We start from the raw sequence: 18,674 nt of genomic DNA, 5'->3' as shown, positions 1-18,674 counted from the left end.
GGCTTGACGACGAGCGTCTTAGTCGGTTTCAGAATGGGGGCGTTCCAGTGGGCGGCAGCGGCGGAAGCGTGACGAACGCTGAGAAGCGCCCGAACGAGCTGCTCGGCTCGTGGTTCGTGCGCAGCGGCTGGTCCAAGGGCGAGCTGGCGCGTCAAGTGAACCGGCGGGCCCGTCAGTTGGGTGCGAACCACATCTCCACCGACACCTCCCGAGTCCGTCGCTGGCTCGACGGGGAGAACCCGCGGGAGCCGATCCCCAGGATCCTCAGCGAGCTGTTCTCCGAGCGGTTCGGCTGTGTCGTCGCCGTCGAGGACCTCGGGCTGCGCGCCGCGCACCAGTCGCCCTCCGTGTCCGGCGTCGACCTGCCCTGGACCGGACCGCAGACGGTCGCGCTGATCGGCGAGTTCTCACGCAGCGACCTGATGCTGGCCCGGCGCGGCTTCCTCGGCAGTTCGCTCGCCCTCGCCGCCGGCCCCTCCCTGGTCGAGCCCATGCAGCGCTGGCTCGTGCCGACGCCGGGCGGGCCGGCCAAGCCCGAGCCCGTGGCCGACCTCGACAGCCGCCGCAGGGGCAACCGCCTCTCGAAGCCGGAGCTGGACCTCCTCGAGTCCACCACCGTCATGTTCCGCCAGTGGGACGCCCAGTGCGGCGGCGGCCTGCGCCGCAAGGCCGTCGTCGGCCAGCTCCACGAGGTCACCGACCTCCTCCAGGAGCCCCAGCCGGAGACCGTCACCCGCCGCCTGTTCAAGGTCGCCGCCGAGCTCGCCGAGCTGGCCGGCTGGATGAGCTACGACGTGGGCCTGCAGCCCACCGCCCAGAAGTACTTCGTCCTCGCCCTGCACGCCGCCAAGGAAGCGGGCGACAAGCCGCTCGGCTCGTACATCCTCAGCAGCATGAGCCGCCAGATGATCCACCTCGGCCGCCCCGAGGACGCGCTGGAGCTCATCCACCTCGCCCAGTACGGCAGTCGGGACTGCGCCAGTCCCCGCACCCAGTCGATGCTGTATGCGATGGAGGCCCGCGCTTACGCGAACATGGGCCAGCCCAGCAAGTGCAAGCGCGCCGTCAGGATGGCCGAGGACACCTTCACCGACGCCGACGACTGGGACGAGCCGGACCCCGACTGGATCCGCTTCTTCTCCGAGGCCGAGCTGCACGGGGAGAACAGCCACTCCTTCCGCGACCTCGCGTACGTGGCCGGCCGCAGCCCCACGTACGCGACGATGGCCGAACCGCTGATGAAGCGGGCCGTCGAGCTGTTCGGCAAGGACGCGGAGCACCAGCGCTCCTACGCGCTCAACCTGATCGGCATGGCCACCGTGCACCTCCTCCAGAAGGAGCCCGAGCAGTCCACGGTCCTGGCCGAGCAGGCCCTGGGGATCGCCCGCAAGGTCCGCTCCGAGCGGGTCAACACGCGCATCCGCAAGACCGTCGACACCGCCGTGCGGGACTTCGGCGGCGTCGCCGAGGTCATCCACCTGACCGACCAGCTCGCCGTCCACCTGCCCGAGACCGCCGAAGCCGCGGTCTGAACCCGCACCGGCCCCCAGGGGGCCGCCCGCGCGTCATCCACGCGTAACACGCACGACCTCTTCGTCACTGCGGCGAAACATCGAGGGGCGCCCGTCGAAACGGCGGGCGGTCAGAGTCTGGCGCATAACCGGCCCACCCCTCATGACCGCTCAGGCTTCGCCCGCACGGGGCCGCACGAAACGACGAGGAGACGCCGATGGCAGCAGCCATCACGCTTGCGGCGGACACCCCCGCACTGTCGTCCGCCGACACAGGCTTCATGCTGATCTGTTCCGCCCTGGTGATGCTCATGACGCCGGGCCTCGCCTTCTTCTACGGAGGCATGGTCCGCGTCAAGAGCACCCTGAACATGCTGATGATGAGCTTCATCAGCCTCGGGATCGTCACGATCCTCTGGGTGCTGTACGGCTTCTCCGTCGCCTTCGGCACCGACAAGGGATCGCTGATCGGCTGGGACGGCGACTTCGTCGGCCTCAGCGGCATCGGCCTCACCCAGCTCTGGGACGGCTACACGATCCCGGTCTACGTCTTCGCCGTCTTCCAGCTGATGTTCGCCGTGATCACGCCCGCCCTGATCAGCGGCGCCCTCGCGGACCGCGTCAAGTTCACCGCCTGGGCGGCCTTCGTCGCCCTGTGGGTCACGCTCGTCTACTTCCCCGTCGCCCACTGGGTGTGGGGCGCCGGCGGCTGGGCCTTCGAGCTCGGCGTCATCGACTTCGCCGGCGGCACCGCCGTGCACATCAACGCGGGCGCCGCGGCCCTCGGCGTCATCCTCGTCATCGGCAAGCGCGTCGGCTTCAAGAAGGACCCGATGCGCCCGCACTCCCTGCCGTGGACGATGCTCGGCGCGGGCCTGCTCTGGTTCGGCTGGTTCGGCTTCAACGCGGGCTCCTGGCTCGGCAACGGCGACGGCGTCGGCGCGCTCATGTTCGTCAACACGCAGGTCGCCACCGCCGCCGCCATGCTCGCCTGGCTCGCCTACGAGAAGATCCGGCACGGCGCGATCACCTCCCTCGGCGCCGCCTCCGGAGCCGTCGCGGGCCTCGTCGCCATCACCCCGTCCGGCGGCTCCTGCTCCCCGCTCGGCGCCATCGCCATCGGCGCGATCGCGGGCGTCCTGTGCGCCATGGCCGTCGGCCTCAAGTACAAGTTCGGCTACGACGACTCCCTCGACGTCGTCGGCGTCCACCTCGTCGGCGGCATCCTCGGCTCCGTCCTCATCGGCTTCTTCGCCACCGGCGGCGGCCAGTCCGACGCCAAGGGCCTCTTCTACGGAGGCGGCCTCGACCAGCTCTGGAAGCAGCTCGCCGGAGTCGGCGGCGTCCTCGCCTACTCGCTGATCGTCTCCGCGATCCTCGCCTTCGCCCTCGACAAGACCATCGGCATGCGGGTCAGCGAGGACGACGAGGTGGCGGGCATCGACCAGGCCGAGCACGCCGAGACCGCCTACGACTTCAGCGGCGCGGGCGGCGGCATCGCGGCCCGCTCGGCGGTACCGGCGCCGGTCGCCCAGGACTCCCAGAAGGTGGACGCATGAAGCTCATCACCGCGGTCGTCAAGCCGCACCGGCTCGACGAGATCAAGGAGGCCCTCCAGGCCTTCGGCGTCCAGGGCCTGACCGTCACCGAGGCCAGCGGCTACGGCCGCCAGCGCGGCCACACCGAGGTCTACCGCGGCGCCGAGTACACCGTCGACCTCGTCCCCAAGATCCGGATCGAGGTCCTGGTCGAGGACGAGGACTCCGACCAGCTCGTCGAGGTCGTCGTCAAGGCCGCCCGCACCGGGAAGATCGGCGACGGCAAGGTCTGGGCCGTCCCCGTCGAGACGGCCGTACGGGTCCGGACCGGCGAGCGCGGCCCGGACGCCCTCTAGAACCACGAAGCGAACGGGAGCCGCCGGGTGACGAGTGTGAACGACGTATCGACCGAAGCAGCGGACGACGACAGCGCTGCGCCCAGCGGCTACGCGGCGGCCCGGCTGCGCCTCCTCCAAGGGGAGGCGCGGCCCGGGCCGCCGCGCCGTTCCGCCCTCGCCGCCCTGACCGACGACTGGCTCGCCGGACTGTTCGGCACCGGCCTGCCCGGCACCGCGCTCGTCGCCGTCGGCGGATACGGGCGCGGCGAGCTCTCCCCGCGCAGCGACCTCGACCTCCTGCTGCTGCACGACGGCACCGCGGGGCCCGGCGAGATCGCCGCGCTCGCCGACCGCCTCTGGTACCCGGTCTGGGACCTGGGCCTCGCCCTGGACCACTCCGTGCGCACCCCCGCCGAGGCCCGCAAGACCGCCGGCGACGACCTCAAGGTCCACCTCGGCCTCCTCGACGCCCGGCACGTCGCGGGCGACCTCGGCGTCACCGCGGGCCTGCGCACCGCCGTCCTCGCCGACTGGCGCAACCAGGCCCCCAAGCGGCTCCCCGAACTCCGCGAGCTGTGCGAGGAGCGCGCCGAGCGCCAGGGCGAACTGCAGTACCTCCTCGAACCCGACCTCAAGGAGGCCCGCGGCGGCCTGCGCGACGCCACCGCCCTGCGCGCCGTCGCCGCCTCCTGGCTCGCCGACGCCCCCCGCGAAGGACTCGCCGACGCCCGGCGCCGCCTCCTCGACGTCCGCGACGCCCTTCACCTCGCCACCGGCCGCGCCACCGACCGTCTCGCCCTCCAGGAACAGGACCAGGTCGCACGGGACCTCGAACTCCTCGACGCCGACGCCCTGCTCCGCCAGGTCTACGAGGCCGCCCGCACCGTCGCCTACGCCACGGACGTCACCTGGCGCGAGGTCGGCCGCGTCCTGCGCTCCCGCTCCGTGCGGCCCCGGCTGCGCGCCATGCTGGGCGGCGCCCGCCAGGCACCGGCCGAGCGCTCGCCGCTCGCCGAGGGCGTCGTCGAGATGGACGGCGAGGCCGTGCTCGCCCGCGCCGCCCGGCCCGAACGCGACCCGGTGCTGCCGCTGCGCGCCGCCGCCGCGGCGGCCCAGGCCGGACTCCCGCTCTCCCTGCACGCCGTGCGCCGCCTCGCCCAGGCCGCCCGCCCGCTGCCCACGCCCTGGCCCGCCGAGGCCAGGGAACAGCTCGTGACCCTGCTCGGCGCGGGCCGGCCGACCGTCGAGGTGTGGGAGGCGCTGGAGGCGGAAGGACTGATCACACGGCTGCTGCCGGACTGGGAGCGGGTCCGCTGCCGGCCGCAGCGCAACGCCGTGCACACCTGGACCGTCGACCGCCACCTCGTCGAGACGGCCGTCCGCGCCTCCACCCTCACCCGGCACGTCGGCCGCCCCGACCTGCTGCTCGTCGCCGCGCTGCTGCACGACATCGGCAAGGGCTGGCCCGGCGACCACTCGGTCGCCGGTGAGGTCATCGCCCGCGACGTGGCCGCCCGCATCGGCTTCGACCGCGCCGACACCGCCGTCCTCGCCACCCTCGTCCGGCACCACCTGCTGCTCATCGACACCGCCACCCGGCGCGACCTGGAGGACCCCGAGACGGTCCGCGCGGTCACCGACGCGGTCGGCTCGGTCGGCACCCTGGAACTGCTGCACGCCCTCACCGAGGCCGACGCGCTGGCCACCGGGCCCGCCGCCTGGTCGTCCTGGCGGGCCTCGCTCGTCGCCGACCTGGTCCGCCGGGCCGCCGCCGTGCTCACCGGCGACGAACCCGTCGACCCGGACGCCGCCGAGCCCACCGCACAGCAGGAACGGCTCGCTGTGGAGGCGTTCCGCACGGGCGGGCCCGTGCTCGCCCTGCACACGCAGATGGAGTCCGTCCCGGCCGAGTCCGCCGACCCGGAGCCGCTCGGCGTCGAACTTCTGATCGCCGTGCCCGACCGGCCGGGCGTCCTGCCCGCCGTCGCCGGGGTCCTCGCCCTGCACCGGCTCACCGTGCGCACGGCGGAACTGCGCTCGCTCACCCCGCCCGGCGACCTGCCCGGCACCGTCCTGCTGCTCGACTGGCGGGTCTCCGCCGAGTACGGCTCGCTGCCCCAGGCCGCCCGGCTGCGCGCCGACCTGGTCCGCGCCCTGGACGGCTCGCTCGACATCGTGTCCCGGCTCGCCGAGCGCGACGCGGCCCAGCCGAGGCGCCGCGGGGTCGTCCCGCCGCCGCCCCGGGTGACCGTCGCACCGGCCGCGTCCCGGCTCGCCACGGTCATCGAGGTACGGGCCCAGGACGCGCCCGGGCTGCTGCACCGGATCGGGCGGGCGTTCGAGACGGCCGGGGTGCGGGTGCGGTCCGCGCACGCCTCGACGCTGGGGGCCAACGCGGTCGACGCCTTCTATGTCACCGGTCCGCAGGGCGCCCCGCTGCCTCCGGGGGAGGCCGCGGAGCTGGCCACGGCCCTGGAAGCGGCGCTCCGGGGCTGACCGCCGCGGCCTGCTCCCCACGCGCGCGAGGATGTGTCCCCGCTCACCCGATCCGGTGGGCGGGGACGATTGCTTTGCGCGGCCAGATACTCTGGAGGGCGATTCTCCGTCCCCGACCCCAAGGACCGACGAGCGCCGTGTTCGATACTCTCTCCGACCGCTTGGCGAATACCTTCAAATCCCTCCGGGGCAAAGGCCGCCTCTCCGAGGCGGATATCGACGCCACCGCGCGTGAGATCCGTATCGCGCTGCTCGAGGCCGACGTCGCGCTGCCCGTCGTCCGTGCGTTCATCAAGCAGGTCAAGGAGAGGTCCCTCGGGATCGAGGTCTCCCAGGCGCTGAACCCGGCCCAGCAGGTCATCAAGATCGTCAACGAGGAGCTCATCGGCATCCTCGGCGGCGAGACCCGCCGGCTGCGGTTCGCCAAGACCGGCCCGACCGTGATCATGCTCGCGGGTCTGCAGGGTGCCGGTAAGACCACCCTCGCGGGCAAGCTGGGCCACTGGCTCAAGTCGCAGGGCCACTCGCCGCTGCTCGTCGCCTGTGACCTCCAGCGCCCCAACGCCGTGAACCAGCTGAGCGTCGTCGCCGAGCGCGCCGGCGTCGGCATCTACGCCCCGGAGCCGGGCAACGGGGTGGGCGACCCGGTCCAGGTCGCCAAGGACTCCATCGAGTACGCCAAGTCCAAGGTCTACGACGTGGTCGTCGTCGACACCGCCGGCCGCCTCGGCATCGACCAGGAGCTGATGCAGCAGGCCGCGGACATCCGCGACGCCGTCAGCCCCGACGAGGTCCTCTTCGTCGTCGACGCCATGATCGGTCAGGACGCGGTCAACACCGCCGAGGCCTTCCGCGACGGCGTCGGCTTCGACGGCGTGGTCCTGTCGAAGCTCGACGGCGACGCCCGCGGTGGTGCCGCGCTCTCCATCGCGCACGTCACCGGCAAGCAGATCATGTTCGCCTCCAACGGCGAGAAGCTGGACGACTTCGACGCGTTCCACCCGGACCGCATGGCGTCCCGCATCCTCGGCATGGGCGACATGCTCACGCTGATCGAGAAGGCCGAGCAGACCTTCTCGCAGCAAGAGGCCGAGAAGATGGCCGAGAAGCTGGCCTCCAAGAAGGGCCAGGACTTCACCCTCGACGACTTCCTGGCTCAGATGGAGCAGGTCAGGAAGATGGGCTCGATCTCGAAGCTGCTCGGGATGCTCCCGGGCATGGGCCAGATCAAGGACCAGATCAACAACCTCGACGAGCGGGACGTCGACCGCACCGCCGCGATCATCAAGTCGATGACCCCGGCCGAGCGCGCGGACGCCGCGATCATCAACGGCTCGCGCCGCGCCCGTATCGCCAAGGGTGCCGGTGTCGAGGTCAGCGCGGTCAAGAACCTGATCGAGCGGTTCGTCGAGGCCCGCAAGATGATGTCCCGCATGGCCCAGGGCGGCGGCATGCCGGGCATGCCCGGGATGCCCGGCATGGGCGGCGGTCCCGGCCGGCAGAAGAAGCAGCCGAAGAAGGCCAAGGGCAAGCAGCGCTCCGGCAACCCGATGAAGCGCAAGCAGCAGGAGCAGGAGGAGGCCGCCCGGCGTGCGGCCGCCGCCGAGGCCGGCGGCGCGCTCGGCCTGCCCGGCGCGCCCGAGCAGGGCGGCAAGGACTTCGAACTCCCCGACGAGTTCAAGAAGTTCATGGGCTGACCTGCCGCGGAACAGCAGGGGAGAGGGGCGCTCGCGCGACGCGGGCGCCCCTCTCGCATGCGGGGGCGCGACCGGTCCACCCGGGTGGCGAGGCCCCTGGAACTGTGCGGTCATGGGCCCAAGGCCCATCAGCCCGGCCGGCGCTCCGCGGCGCCCCGGCGGCAGGCGGCACAGGAGGAGAGGCAGGCGTGGCGAACCCCGTACCCCCGCGTGACCGCACGGACCAGCCCTGGCGATCCGAAGGCGCGCCCCCGCCCCCTCCGCCGCAACCGCCGAAGCGCAAGATGCCGGGAGGCTGGGGCGGCCTCATCCTGACCGCGCTGATCGTCTACCTCATCGCCAACCTGGTGCTGTCCTTCTTCAGCTCGGGCGGCGAGCCGACCATCTCGTACACCGAGTTCAGCAAGCAGGTCGCCGACGACAACGTCAGCAAGATCTACGCCAAGGGCGACGCGATCCAGGGCCAGCTCAAGAAGGAGCAGCCCACGCCCGACGGCAGCGACAAGGACAGCAAGAAGTACACGAAGTTCAAGACGCAGCGGCCCTCCTTCGCCGACGACAAGCTCTGGGAGAACCTGGAGAAGCACGGCGTCACCGTGACGGCCGAGCCGGTCGTCCAGCAGCGCAGCTTCCTGGCCAACCTGCTCATCTCGCTCGCCCCGATGCTGCTCCTCGTCTTCCTGTGGATCTTCATCGCGCGGCGCATGAGCCAGGGCATGGGCGGCGCGGGCGGCATGCTCGGCCGCAAGCAGCCGCCCAAGCCGGTCGAGCTGGAGCCCGGCAAGAAGCGGACCACCTTCGCCGACGTCGCCGGCATCGACGAGGTCGAGGGCGAGCTCAACGACGTCGTGGACTTCCTCAAGAACCCCGACGCCTACCGGAGGATGGGCGCCAAGATGCCGCGCGGTGTGCTGCTCGCGGGTCCGCCCGGCACCGGCAAGACGCTGCTCGCACGGGCCGTCGCGGGCGAGGCGGGCGTGCCGTTCTTCTCCGCGTCCGCCTCCGAGTTCATCGAGATGATCGTCGGCGTCGGCGCCTCGCGCGTGCGGGAACTCTTCGCGGAGGCCCGCAAGGTCGCCCCGTCGATCATCTTCATCGACGAGATCGACACCATCGGGCGGGCCCGCGGCGGCGGCAGCGGCATGGGCGGCCACGACGAGCGCGAGCAGACGCTGAACCAGATCCTCACCGAGATGGACGGCTTCAGCGGCTCCGAGGGCGTCATCGTCATCGCCGCCACCAACCGCGCCGACGTCCTCGACCCGGCCCTGACCCGCCCCGGCCGCTTCGACCGCGTCGTCAACGTCTCGCCGCCCGACCGCGACGGCCGCGAGGCCATCCTCAAGATCCACACCCGTGAGATCCCGATGGCCGAGAACGTGAACCTCGCCCAGGTCGCCCGGACGACCCCCGGCATGACCGGCGCCGAACTCGCCAACCTCGCCAACGAGGCCGCCCTCATCGCCGTCAAGCGCAAGCAGCCCCAGGTCACCCAGACCGACCTCTCCGAAGCCCTGGAGAAGGTCCAGCTGGGCGCCGAGCGGCCCCTGGTCATGCCCGAGGAGGAACGCCGCCGCACCGCGTACCACGAGAGCGGCCACGCCCTCCTCGGCATGCTCCAGCCCGGCGCCGACCCGGTCCGCAAGATCACCATCGTGCCGCGCGGCCGGGCCCTCGGCGTCACCCTCTCCACCCCCGACGCCGACAAGTACGCGTACACGGAGGAGTACCTGCGCGGCCGCATCATCGGCGCCCTGGGCGGCATGGCCGCCGAGCAGGTCGTCTACGGAGTCGTCACCACCGGCGCCGAGAACGACCTCGAACAGGTCACCAACATCGCGCGCGGCATGGTCGCCCGCTGGGGCATGAGCGAGAAGGTCGGCCGCCTCTCGGCCCTCCCCAGCGACGCCCAGCAGGCCTACGGACTGTCCGCCGCGCCCGACACCCTCGACGTCATCGACGGCGAGATGCGCCGCATCGTCGACGAGTGCTACGAAGAGGCCTGTCACAAGCTGCGCGAGAACCGCGACAAGCTGGACGCGCTCGCCGCGGCCCTCCTGGAGAACGAGACGCTGGAGGAGGCCGACGCCTACCGGATCGCCGGCGTCACCCGCCTCTTCAAGGACATCGACTGATCCAAGGACGCCGACCGATCCGTCACGTACGGGCGATCAGGTACCGGAACACGTTGGGCATCCACACCGTGCCGTCCGCGCGGACGTACGGCTGCAGCGCCTCCGTGATCTCCTTGGCGACCTGAACCGGGTCCGTCGCCGCGACCGCCGCGTCGAAAAGGCCCGTCGACAGCAACCCCCGTACGGCACTGTCCGCGTCCGCGTACCCGAAGGGGCACGCCACCCGGCCGGACCCCTCGGGGCGCAGCCCCGCGCGCCGGGCCACCTCCTCCAGGGCCGCACCCCGGCCGGGCGTCCCGCGCAGGGGATCGGCGAGCTTCCTGGCCGCCTTCAGGACGGACGACGTCGTGCAGCACTCCGGGGGACCCCAGCCGGTGAGCACCACCAGGGCGCCCTTCCCGGCCGACGGCACGACCTCGCGCAGCAGCGCGGAGAGGTCCTCCGCGTCACCGTCCGCGCAGCCGATCGGCTGGAACGCGGTGATCAGCCCGTAGGACGCGTCCGCCGCCGCCGGGACGGCGCCCTCCGTGAGGCGCGGTCGCGTCTCCAGGTCCGGCAGCCGCTCCCGGGCCAGCGCGAGCCGCTCCGGGCACGCGCTCTCCACCCCGGACACGCGGGCGCCCCGCGCGGCCGCCATCACGAGCGCGAGGCCGGCTCCGCAGCCGAGCGCCAGCAGCCGGGTGGCCCGGCCCACCCCGAGCCGCGCGTACACCGCCTCGTAGAGCGGGACCAGCATCCGCTCCTGGATCTCCGCCCAGTCACGCGCGCGTGCGTGCGGGTCCACGCCGGGCGCGAGCGCAGGTGTCATGGAAGGGCCCCATCCGCCGGGAGTCACCGATGAGTTGTCCGTTGTCGTTCCCCGTAAGCCAGAGAACTGCGCGCGGGCCGTCCCGTCCAGAGGCGTTCCGGCATCCGGGCGAAAACGGGTGCCATGGGGTCCAGGTCCGGCCGTAGCATGCGCGCCATGGCAAAAGCACCCGTACTCACCCCCCGGGCGGACGACTTCCCGCGCTGGTACCAGGACCTGATCACCAAGGCCGAACTGGCCGACAACGGACCGGTGCGCGGCACGATGGTCATCCGACCGTACGGCTACGGCCTGTGGGAGCGGATGCAGCAGGACATGGACGCGCGCATCAAGGAGACGGGCACCCAGAACGCGTACTTCCCCCTCCTGATCCCGCAGTCCTACCTCACCAAGGAGGCCGACCACGTCGAGGGCTTCGCGCCCGAGCTGGCCGTGGTCACGCACGGCGGCGGCAAGGAGCTGGAGGAGCCGGCCGTCGTCCGCCCCACCTCGGAGATGATCGTCAACGACTACTTCTCCAAGTGGGTGCAGAGCTACCGCGACCTGCCGCTGCTCATCAACCAGTGGGCGAACGTGGTCCGCTGGGAACTGCGGCCCCGGCTCTTCCTGCGCACCACGGAGTTCCTGTGGCAGGAGGGCCACACCGCGCACGCCACCTATGAGGAGGCGCGCGACTTCGCGGCCCGTATCCACCGCCACGTGTACGCGGACTTCATGGAGAACGTCCTCGCCATGGACGTCGTGCTGGGCCGCAAGACCGCCAAGGAGCGCTTCGCGGGCGCCATCAACACGCTCACCCTCGAAGGGATGATGGGCGACGGCAAGGCCCTCCAGATGGGCACGAGCCACGAGCTGGGCCAGAACTTCGCCAAGGCGTTCCACACGCAGTACCTGTCGAAGGAAGGCAAGCAGGAGCTCGTCTGGCAGACCTCCTGGGGTTCGACCACGCGCATGATCGGCGCCCTGGTGATGATGCACGGCGACGACGACGGACTGCGGGTGCCGCCGCGCCTCGCGCAGGTCCAGGTCGTCGTGCTCGCCATCAAGGGCGACGAGGCGGTGCTCGCCAAGGTCCGCGAGATCGGCGCCGCCCTGAAGGCCGCCGGGATCCGCGTCCAGGTCGACGACCGCACCGACACCCCGTTCGGCCGCCGCGCCGTCGACTGGGAGCTCAAGGGCGTCCCCGTACGCGTCGAGATCGGGCCCCGCGACCTGGAGAGCGGGACGGCGATGGTCGCCCGCCGCATCCCCGGCGGCAAGACGCCGGTCGCGGTCGACACCCTCGCCGCGGTGCTGCCCGGCCTCCTGGAGGAGGACCAGGCGCTGCTCCTGCGCCAGTCGCGCGAGCGCCGCGTGTCCCGCACCAGCGACGTCACCACCGTGGCGGAGGCCGTCGAGGCGACCGACGCCGGCGGCTGGGCCCGCATCCCGTGGGCGGCGCTCGGCCCCGAGGGGGAGGAGACGCTCGCCGAGCACGGCGCCTCGGTGCGCTGTCTGCTCGCGGAGGACGGGGCGGTGCCGGACGCCGACGACGCACCGGGTAACGTCGCGGTCGTCGCGCGCGCCTACTGACGCCCCTCGCCGGAAGACGGCCTTCGGGGCGCCGGGGTCGCGGATGAGGCCGAAACACCTCTTGCGTCCCGCGCGAAGTCGTATGCCGCAGTGCGCGTAGGCCGCCTACGCGCACCGGCGTACCGGTCACTACGCACCACCTTGGTGCGAGCTGTGAGACTCCTCCGCAGATCGGCGCACCCGCCCTCGTCCGGACGCATCAGCGACAACTGACGGGTACGTGCAAATTATTTGGGATGCCCCGGAATAGGAACACAGAGGCACCCCGGCTCGTTGTCACGACGTGAGCACGACACCACCTGTTCTCGCCGCAGAGCTGGCAGGGGCGTGGGCCGACATTCAGCGGCACCACCCCGAACTGCCGGATCTTGCCGCGCCCGAATCCCTGATCGGGGAGTCGTCGTCCGCCTGCGGACACGAGCTCTCCTTCGAGCGACTCCTCCATGAGGCAGTCCACGGCATCGCAGCCGCGCGCGGAATCCGCGACACGTCCCGCGCCGGCCGCTACCACAACCGCAGATTCCTGGCCATCGCCGAGGAGATGGGCCTCGACCACCCCGAGGAGCCGCACCCCAGCAGCGGCTTCTCGCTGGTCGCGCTCACTCCGGAGGCGAAGCAGCGTTACCGGCAGACCATCGAGCGACTCCAGCGCGCCCTCAAGGCGCACACCGTGGCGACCGCCGCGGACACCAAGCGCAGCTTCCGTGGCCCGGCCGCGCGGCACGGCTCCTCCGGGGGCGGCGTCCGCGTCAAGGCCGTCTGCGACTGCGGGCGCAATGTCCGCGTGGTGCCCTCCGTGCTGGCGCAGGCACCGATCGTCTGCGGTGGCTGCGGCAAGCCGTTCCGGATCCCGGAGGTCGTCGGCGCCGGCGTCGGGGTCGCCTGACCGCCGGGTTCCTGGTGGGGCGGTCGGCCGGGCCGCCTCCCCGCCCGCCCGGGGCCGGGGGGAGCGTTCGGCCGCTCCGGCGGCATATGGCACAATGACTAGCTGTACTCGACAGTCGCACAGGACCCCTCTCTCCTCCGGCTGACGCGTCCATCGGGCACTCGGGTACCGCAACCCCACGCGGCCATCTCGCCGTGCCCACCCACGTCAAGACCAGGAGACACCACTCCAGTGGCAGTCAAGATCAAGCTGAAGCGTCTGGGCAAGATCCGTTCGCCTCACTACCGCATCGTCGTCGCCGACTCCCGTACCCGCCGTGACGGCCGGGCCATCGAGGAGATCGGTCTGTACCACCCGGTGCAGAACCCCTCGCGCATCGAGGTCGACTCGGACCGCGCGCAGTACTGGCTGGGTGTCGGCGCGCAGCCGACCGAGCCGGTTCTCGCCATCCTGAAGCTCACCGGTGACTGGCAGAAGCACAAGGGTCTGCCGGCCCCCGCGCCGCTGAAGGTCGCCGAGCCGAAGCCCGCCCGCCCCTCCTTCGAGGCGCTGGCCACGGCCGACGAGCCCAAGGGTGAGGCCATCACCCAGAAGAAGAAGGCTGAGAAGAAGGACGAGGCCGCTGAGGCTGCGTCCGAGTCGACCGAGGCCTGAGCATGCTCGAGGAGGCTCTTGAGCACCTCGTGAAGGGCATTGTCGACAACCCCGACGACGTGCAGGTCGCCTCGCGCAACCTGCGCCGTGGGCGCGTGCTGGAGGTCCGGGTCCACCCCGACGACCTCGGCAAGGTGATCGGTCGTAACGGCCGCACCGCGCGTGCGCTGCGGACCGTCGTGGGCGCCATCGGCGGCCGCGGAGTCCGCGTCGACCTCGTCGACGTCGACCAGGTTCGCTGACAAGTTGAACACCGGCTCGGGCCGGGGAGGGCCTACGGGCCGTCCCCGGCCTTAGTCGTATGACAGGAGATAGCTCACGTGCAGCTGGTAGTCGGGCGCATCGGCCGCGCCCACGGCATCAAGGGTGAGGTCACCGTCGAGGTGCGTACCGACGAGCCCGAGCTGCGGCTCGGCCCCGGTGCGGTGCTCGCCACCGACCCCGCGTCCACGGGACCGCTCACCATCGAGTCCGGCCGGGTGCACAGCGGTCGGCTGCTGCTGCGCTTCGCCGGCGTCCGCGACCGCACCGGAGCGGAGGCCCTGCGCAACACGCTCCTGATCGCGGAGGTCGACCCGGAGGAGCTGCCGGAGGACGAGGACGAGTTCTACGACCACCAGCTCATGGACCTCGACGTCGTCACCGTGGACGGCACCGAGATCGGCCGGATCACCGAGATCTCCCACCTGCCCTCGCAGGACCTCTTCATCGTGGAGCGGCCCGACGGCAGCGAGGTCATGATCCCCTTCGTCGAGGAGATCGTCACCGAGATCGACCTCGAGGAGCAGAAGGCGGTCATCGACCCGCCGCCCGGCCTCATCGACGACCGGGCCGAGGTCGCCTCCGCCCGCGACGCCGAGACCGAGGCGGGCGCCGAGGACGGCCCCGCATGAGGCTCGACGTCGTCACGATCTTCCCCGAGTACCTGGAACCGCTGAACGTCTCGCTCGTCGGCAAGGCACGCGCGCGGGGACAGCTCGACGTCCGCGTGCACGACCTGCGCGAGTGGACCCACGACCGGCACAACACGGTCGACGACACCCCCTACGGGGGCGGCCCCGGCATGGTCATGAAGACCGAGCCGTGGGGCGAGTGCCTCGACGACGTGCTCGCCGACGGATACGAGGGCGGCGCCCAGGCGCCCGCCCTGGTCGTCCCCACGCCCAGCGGCCGCCCCTTCACCCAGGAGCTCGCCGTGGAGCTCTCGCAGCGCCCCTGGCTGGTCTTCACCCCGGCACGCTACGAGGGCATCGACCGCCGCGTCATCGACGAGTACGCGACCCGGATGCCCGTCTACGAGGTCTCCATCGGCGACTACGTGCTCGCCGGCGGGGAGGCCGCCGTCCTCGTCGTCACCGAGGCCGTGGCCCGGCTGCTGCCCGGCGTCCTCGGCAACGCGGCGTCCCACGAGGACGACTCCTTCGCGCCCGGCGCCATGGCGAACCTCCTGGAGGGGCCCGTCTACACCAAGCCCCCGGCCTGGCGTGGCCGCGAGATCCCCGAGGTGCTGCTCAGCGGCCACCACGGGAAGATCGCCCGCTGGCGGCGGGACGAGGCGCTGCGCCGCACGGTGCGCAACCGGCCCGATCTCGTCGAGCGCACCGACCCGAAGGCCTTCGACAAGAAGGACCGCGAGATGCTCTCGATCCTGGGATGGCGACCGGGGCCCGACGGCCGATTTGGGCCCACGCCCGGGGTCGTGGAAGAATAAGCCGCTGCTGTACGTCCAACCTGCGCCCCTGCCACAGGGGGAACGACGCCGGCCCGACGCGATCAGCTACCGAAACTCATCACATATCTCCCGCCGATGACCTGTGGCATCGGTGAAGAAAGCAGACGATCATGTCTCACCTGCTCGACTCCGTCGACTCCGCGTCGCTGCGCAGCGACATCCCGGCCTTCCGCCCGGGTGACACCGTCAACGTCCACGTCCGCGTCATCGAGGGCAACCGCTCCCGTGTGCAGCAGTTCAAGGGCGTCGTCATCCGCCGCCAGGGCGCCGGTGTCCGCGAGACCTTCACGGTCCGCAAGGTCTCCTTCTCCGTCGGCGTCGAGCGCACCTTCCCGGTGAACAGCCCGATCTTCGAGAAGATCGAGCTCGTCAGCCGCGGTGACGTCCGTCGCGCCAAGCTGTACTACCTGCGCGAGCTGCGCGGCAAGGCTGCGAAGATCAAGGAGAAGCGCGAGAACTGAGCCGCTCGGCGCCCCATGGGGGCGTCAGCGCATCTCGCGTACGGAGTCCACAGGAGCGCCGGATAGCATCTGGCCTCGATGGACACCGAAGCACAGCATCAGGAGCGCGACCGCTCCTCCCGGCCCCACGAGCACACCTCGGAGGGCGAGGAGGGACGGTCGCGTTCCTTTTTGTCTCTCGGATGGATCGCGGAGCAGGTGCCCGGAGGCCGGATCACGCTCGGCGCGCTGCTCTGCGTGGTGCTGCTGCTCGCCTTCGGCGTCTTCGTGATGCAGCCGTTCCAGATCCCCAGCAGCTCGATGCGGCCGACGCTGAACGTCGGGGACCGCGTTCTCGTGAACAAGTTGGCGTACCGTTTCGGTGCGCGGCCGGAGCGCGGGGATGTCGTCGTCTTCGACGGCAGCGGGTACTTCGGCGACGCGGACTACGTCAAGCGTGTCGTCGGGGTGGGGGGAGACCACGTGGTCTGCTGCGACAGGCAGGGGAGGATCGCCGTGAACGGGCGGGCCGTGGACGAGCGGTCGCTGCTGTACCGCGGGGACGCGCCTTCAGAGGTGCCGTTCGACATCGAGGTTCCCGACGGGACGCTCTTTCTGCTGGGCGACCACCGCGCCGACTCCCGCGACTCCCGCGACTACCTGGGCGCCCCGGGCGGCGGCTTCGTCCCCGTCGACCAGGTGATCGGCAAGGCCCAGTGGGTGGCCTGGCCCGCCGGCCACTGGAGCTCCCCGGCGCGCGAGGACCTCTACGCGCGCGTGCCCGCGGCGGGCGGCGCCCATGGGTAAGCGGGGCAGGACGCGCGCCGGTGACGAGACCGAGGAGCAACTGCCCACCGGGAGCAGGCGCACCGCGGGCACCGCGCCGCGAGGCCGGGCCGAGCGCCGCAAGCTGGCCCGCAAGGTGAAGCGGCGCCGTCGGCGTTCCGCGATCAAGGAGATACCTCTCCTGATCGGCGTCGCGCTGCTCATCGCGCTCGTCCTGAAGACGTTCCTGGTGCAGGCCTTCGTGATCCCGTCGGGCTCCATGGAGCAGACGATCAAGATCGGCGACCGGGTCCTGGTCGACAAACTGACCCCCTGGTTCGGCGCGAAGGTGCACCGCGGCGACGTCGTCGTCTTCAAGGACCCCGGCAAGTGGCTGGAGCAGGAGACGGGCCAGACGAAGGACGACCCCGTCGGGATCAAGCAGATCAAGACGGGCCTCACCTGGATCGGTCTGCTGCCCTCCGCCGACGAGCGGGACCTCATCAAGCGCGTCGTGGCCGTCGGCGGCGACACGGTGAAATGCTGCGACGCCCAGGGGCGCGTCACCGTCAACGGGACGCCCCTCGACGAACGTTCGTACATCCACCCCGGCAACGCGCCCTCCAAGTTCGACTTTTCGGTGAAGGTTCCCGAAGGCCGGCTCTTCGTGATGGGCGATCACCGGGCGAATTCGGCGGACTCCCGCTACCACCTGACCGAGGCGTTCCACGGCACCGTGTCCGAGGAATCCGTTGTGGGGCGGGCCCGGTTCATCGGCTGGCCGGTCGGGAACTGGGCCACGCTGGAGGAGCCGGAGACCTTCGCGGCGGTCGCCGGCGCGGAAGGGGGCGGATCGACCGCGGCCCCCGGCGCGTCGCATAGGGTGGCCACCGCGGACAGCGCCGAATCGAGACCCGACTCATTGGATTCGGACGGATTGATCCCTCTCCCGACCCCTGCGGAACTCCCGCTCGTTATGGGAGTGGTGGGCCTGCATCGCGTAGGGATCAGGCAGCGGCACGGAGTGAGGAGTGGATGTGGGGGACTTGGCGGTCGGCGCACGGTCAGGGCATGGGCCCGAGGAACAGCCCGAGCGATCCGACGACGCGACAGGTCCCGGCGTGACTGACCACACGCCCGGGAGCGATGACGGTGGAGCGGCGGGTGGTTCCGGCGCCGCCGGAGAGCGGCCCGGCGACGTGCCGAGGAATCCGAAGAAGCCCAAGAAGCCGCGCTCCTTCTGGAAGGAGCTGCCGCTGCTCATCTTGATCGCCCTGGTCCTGGCCCTGCTGATCAAGACCTTCCTGGTGCAGGCGTTCTCGATCCCGTCGGGGTCGATGCAGAACACGCTGCAGATCGGCGACCGCGTGCTCGTCGACAAGCTGACCCCGTGGTTCGGCTCCAAGCCGGAGCGCGGCGAGGTCATCGTGTTCAACGACCCGGACCAGTGGCTGGAGGGCGAGCCCACCAAGCCGCCGAACGCCGCGCAGAAGGTGCTGAGCTGGGTCGGCCTCATGCCCTCCGCCGACGAGAAGGACCTCATCAAGCGGGTCATCGGTGTCAGCGGCGACACGGTCGAGTGCAAGGGCACGGGCCCGCTGAAGGTCAACGGCAAGGCGCTGAACGAGCCGTACGTCTTCCCGGGCAACACCCCGTGCAGCGCGGACGGCGTCGGCGGCACCTTCAAGGTGAAGGTTCCCGAAGGCAAAGTCTGGGTCATGGGCGACCACCGCCAGGACTCGCTGGACTCCCGCTACCACCAGAACGACAAGAACCAGGGCTTCGTCCCCGTGGACAACGTCGTGGGCCGCGCGATCGTGGTGGCCTGGCCGCCCACGCACTGGTCCACGCTGCCGGTCCCGGACACCTTCGACCAGTCGGGGATCAACGCCGCGGCGAACGTCGCCCCGGGTGCCCTGGGCCTCGCCGGAGCCGTGCCGCTGGTGCTGTGGCGCCGCCGCCGCACGAACCGGAGCGTTACTGAGGGGAACACCAGGGTTTCTGAGGTCACGAGCGCCCGGTAGGGTGCCGTCCCAGATCGCCGATCTTGCGCGGTCCGTGCCACTCGGGCCGGACCGCGCGGTCGATGTCTCCGACGCTGG

Annotated in this window: 17 protein-coding genes; 16 read left to right on the top strand and 1 reads right to left on the bottom strand. The window is 71.4% G+C overall.

Translation table 11 applies throughout. From position 1 onward, the window contains the following. Positions 1-47 precede the first annotated feature (47 nt). The 6 genes from nsdA (at position 48) to ftsH (ending at position 9,715) form a co-directional block, all read left to right on the top strand. Positions 48-1,532 carry a transcriptional repressor NsdA gene (gene nsdA / locus ACZ4E1_RS18545; protein WP_467540377.1) on the top strand — a complete coding sequence of 495 codons (1,485 nt, stop codon included), beginning with the start codon at positions 48-50 and terminating at the stop codon, positions 1,530-1,532. Between the two features lie 197 nt (positions 1,533-1,729). Further along, a complete protein-coding gene (locus ACZ4E1_RS18540; protein WP_467540375.1) occupies positions 1,730-3,070 on the top strand; it encodes an ammonium transporter in 1,341 nt (446 codons plus the stop codon). Further along, the gene (locus ACZ4E1_RS18535) at positions 3,067-3,405 is read left to right on the top strand and encodes a P-II family nitrogen regulator (protein ID WP_188336619.1); all 339 of its coding nucleotides are present in this window, start codon (positions 3,067-3,069) and stop codon (positions 3,403-3,405) included. The genes ACZ4E1_RS18540 and ACZ4E1_RS18535 overlap by 4 nt, the downstream gene beginning before the upstream one ends. 36 nt (positions 3,406-3,441) lie before the next feature. Beyond that, positions 3,442-5,883, top strand: a complete 2,442-nt coding sequence (locus ACZ4E1_RS18530) for a [protein-PII] uridylyltransferase (RefSeq protein ID WP_467540373.1) — start codon at positions 3,442-3,444, stop codon at positions 5,881-5,883. 137 nt (positions 5,884-6,020) lie between these two features. Beyond that, positions 6,021-7,580, top strand: coding sequence for a signal recognition particle protein (gene ffh, locus ACZ4E1_RS18525; RefSeq protein ID WP_467540371.1), 1,560 nt, complete (start codon positions 6,021-6,023; stop codon positions 7,578-7,580). Positions 7,581-7,768: 188 nt separating this feature from the next. Next, entirely contained in the window at positions 7,769-9,715 is a 1,947-nt protein-coding gene (ftsH, locus tag ACZ4E1_RS18520; protein WP_467540369.1) for an ATP-dependent zinc metalloprotease FtsH, read from the top strand. Positions 9,716-9,737: 22 nt separating this feature from the next. Here the strand turns inward: ftsH and ACZ4E1_RS18515 are convergent, their stop codons facing one another. Continuing rightward, on the bottom strand, positions 9,738-10,523 hold the full coding sequence (locus tag ACZ4E1_RS18515; RefSeq protein ID WP_467540368.1) for a class I SAM-dependent methyltransferase: 786 nt from the start codon (positions 10,521-10,523) through the stop codon (positions 9,738-9,740). Positions 10,524-10,679: 156 nt separating this feature from the next. Between ACZ4E1_RS18515 and proS the strand changes: the two genes are divergently transcribed. The 10 genes from proS to lepB (ACZ4E1_RS18465) all read left to right on the top strand — a co-directional run bounded on the left by proS (position 10,680) and on the right by lepB (ACZ4E1_RS18465) (position 18,596). Continuing rightward, a complete protein-coding gene (proS, locus tag ACZ4E1_RS18510) occupies positions 10,680-12,095 on the top strand; it encodes a proline--tRNA ligase (RefSeq protein ID WP_467540366.1) in 1,416 nt (471 codons plus the stop codon). A 283-nt stretch (positions 12,096-12,378) separates the two neighbouring features. After that, positions 12,379-12,981, top strand: coding sequence for a hypothetical protein (locus ACZ4E1_RS18505; RefSeq protein WP_467540364.1), 603 nt, complete (start codon positions 12,379-12,381; stop codon positions 12,979-12,981). Between the two features lie 231 nt (positions 12,982-13,212). After that, a complete protein-coding gene (rpsP, locus tag ACZ4E1_RS18500; RefSeq protein ID WP_467540362.1) occupies positions 13,213-13,635 on the top strand; it encodes a 30S ribosomal protein S16 in 423 nt (140 codons plus the stop codon). Positions 13,636-13,637: 2 nt separating this feature from the next. Then, on the top strand, positions 13,638-13,877 hold the full coding sequence (locus ACZ4E1_RS18495; RefSeq protein WP_014176063.1) for an RNA-binding protein: 240 nt from the start codon (positions 13,638-13,640) through the stop codon (positions 13,875-13,877). Positions 13,878-13,955: 78 nt separating this feature from the next. Continuing rightward, positions 13,956-14,528, top strand: coding sequence for a ribosome maturation factor RimM (gene rimM / locus ACZ4E1_RS18490; protein WP_467540360.1), 573 nt, complete (start codon positions 13,956-13,958; stop codon positions 14,526-14,528). Then, positions 14,525-15,346 carry a tRNA (guanosine(37)-N1)-methyltransferase TrmD gene (gene trmD, locus ACZ4E1_RS18485; RefSeq protein ID WP_467540358.1) on the top strand — a complete coding sequence of 274 codons (822 nt, stop codon included), beginning with the start codon at positions 14,525-14,527 and terminating at the stop codon, positions 15,344-15,346. Before rimM ends, trmD begins: the two co-directional genes overlap by 4 nt. A 131-nt stretch (positions 15,347-15,477) precedes the next feature. Beyond that, entirely contained in the window at positions 15,478-15,828 is a 351-nt protein-coding gene (gene rplS, locus ACZ4E1_RS18480; RefSeq protein ID WP_399129492.1) for a 50S ribosomal protein L19, read from the top strand. Between the two features lie 78 nt (positions 15,829-15,906). After that, positions 15,907-16,614 carry a signal peptidase I gene (gene lepB / locus ACZ4E1_RS18475; protein WP_467540356.1) on the top strand — a complete coding sequence of 236 codons (708 nt, stop codon included), beginning with the start codon at positions 15,907-15,909 and terminating at the stop codon, positions 16,612-16,614. Beyond that, positions 16,607-17,701, top strand: coding sequence for a signal peptidase I (gene lepB, locus ACZ4E1_RS18470; RefSeq protein WP_467540354.1), 1,095 nt, complete (start codon positions 16,607-16,609; stop codon positions 17,699-17,701). Before lepB (ACZ4E1_RS18475) ends, lepB (ACZ4E1_RS18470) begins: the two co-directional genes overlap by 8 nt. Then, positions 17,694-18,596: a signal peptidase I gene (lepB, locus tag ACZ4E1_RS18465; protein WP_467540352.1), complete on the top strand. Its 903-nt coding sequence runs from the start codon at positions 17,694-17,696 to the stop codon at positions 18,594-18,596. Before lepB (ACZ4E1_RS18470) ends, lepB (ACZ4E1_RS18465) begins: the two co-directional genes overlap by 8 nt. The last annotated feature ends 78 nt before the right edge of the window (positions 18,597-18,674 follow it).

This window comes from Streptomyces sp. NPDC025806, from assembly GCF_055558275.1.
This window is presented reverse-complemented; position numbering and strand designations above follow the sequence as displayed.

Excerpts from the sequence above, each read along its gene's own strand:
- ACZ4E1_RS18540 (WP_467540375.1), top strand. The coding sequence starts at position 1,730 with ATGGCAGCAGCCATCACGCTTGCGGCGGACACCCCCGCACTGTCGTCC.
- ACZ4E1_RS18535 (WP_188336619.1), top strand. The coding sequence starts at position 3,067 with ATGAAGCTCATCACCGCGGTCGTCAAGCCGCACCGGCTCGACGAGATC.
- ACZ4E1_RS18515 (WP_467540368.1), bottom strand. The coding sequence starts at position 10,523 with ATGACACCTGCGCTCGCGCCCGGCGTGGACCCGCACGCACGCGCGCGT.
- proS (WP_467540366.1), top strand. The coding sequence starts at position 10,680 with ATGGCAAAAGCACCCGTACTCACCCCCCGGGCGGACGACTTCCCGCGC.
- ACZ4E1_RS18495 (WP_014176063.1), top strand. The coding sequence starts at position 13,638 with ATGCTCGAGGAGGCTCTTGAGCACCTCGTGAAGGGCATTGTCGACAAC.
- trmD (WP_467540358.1), top strand. The coding sequence starts at position 14,525 with ATGAGGCTCGACGTCGTCACGATCTTCCCCGAGTACCTGGAACCGCTG.
- rplS (WP_399129492.1), top strand. The coding sequence starts at position 15,478 with ATGTCTCACCTGCTCGACTCCGTCGACTCCGCGTCGCTGCGCAGCGAC.
- lepB (WP_467540356.1), top strand. The coding sequence starts at position 15,907 with ATGGACACCGAAGCACAGCATCAGGAGCGCGACCGCTCCTCCCGGCCC.
- lepB (WP_467540354.1), top strand. The coding sequence starts at position 16,607 with ATGGGTAAGCGGGGCAGGACGCGCGCCGGTGACGAGACCGAGGAGCAA.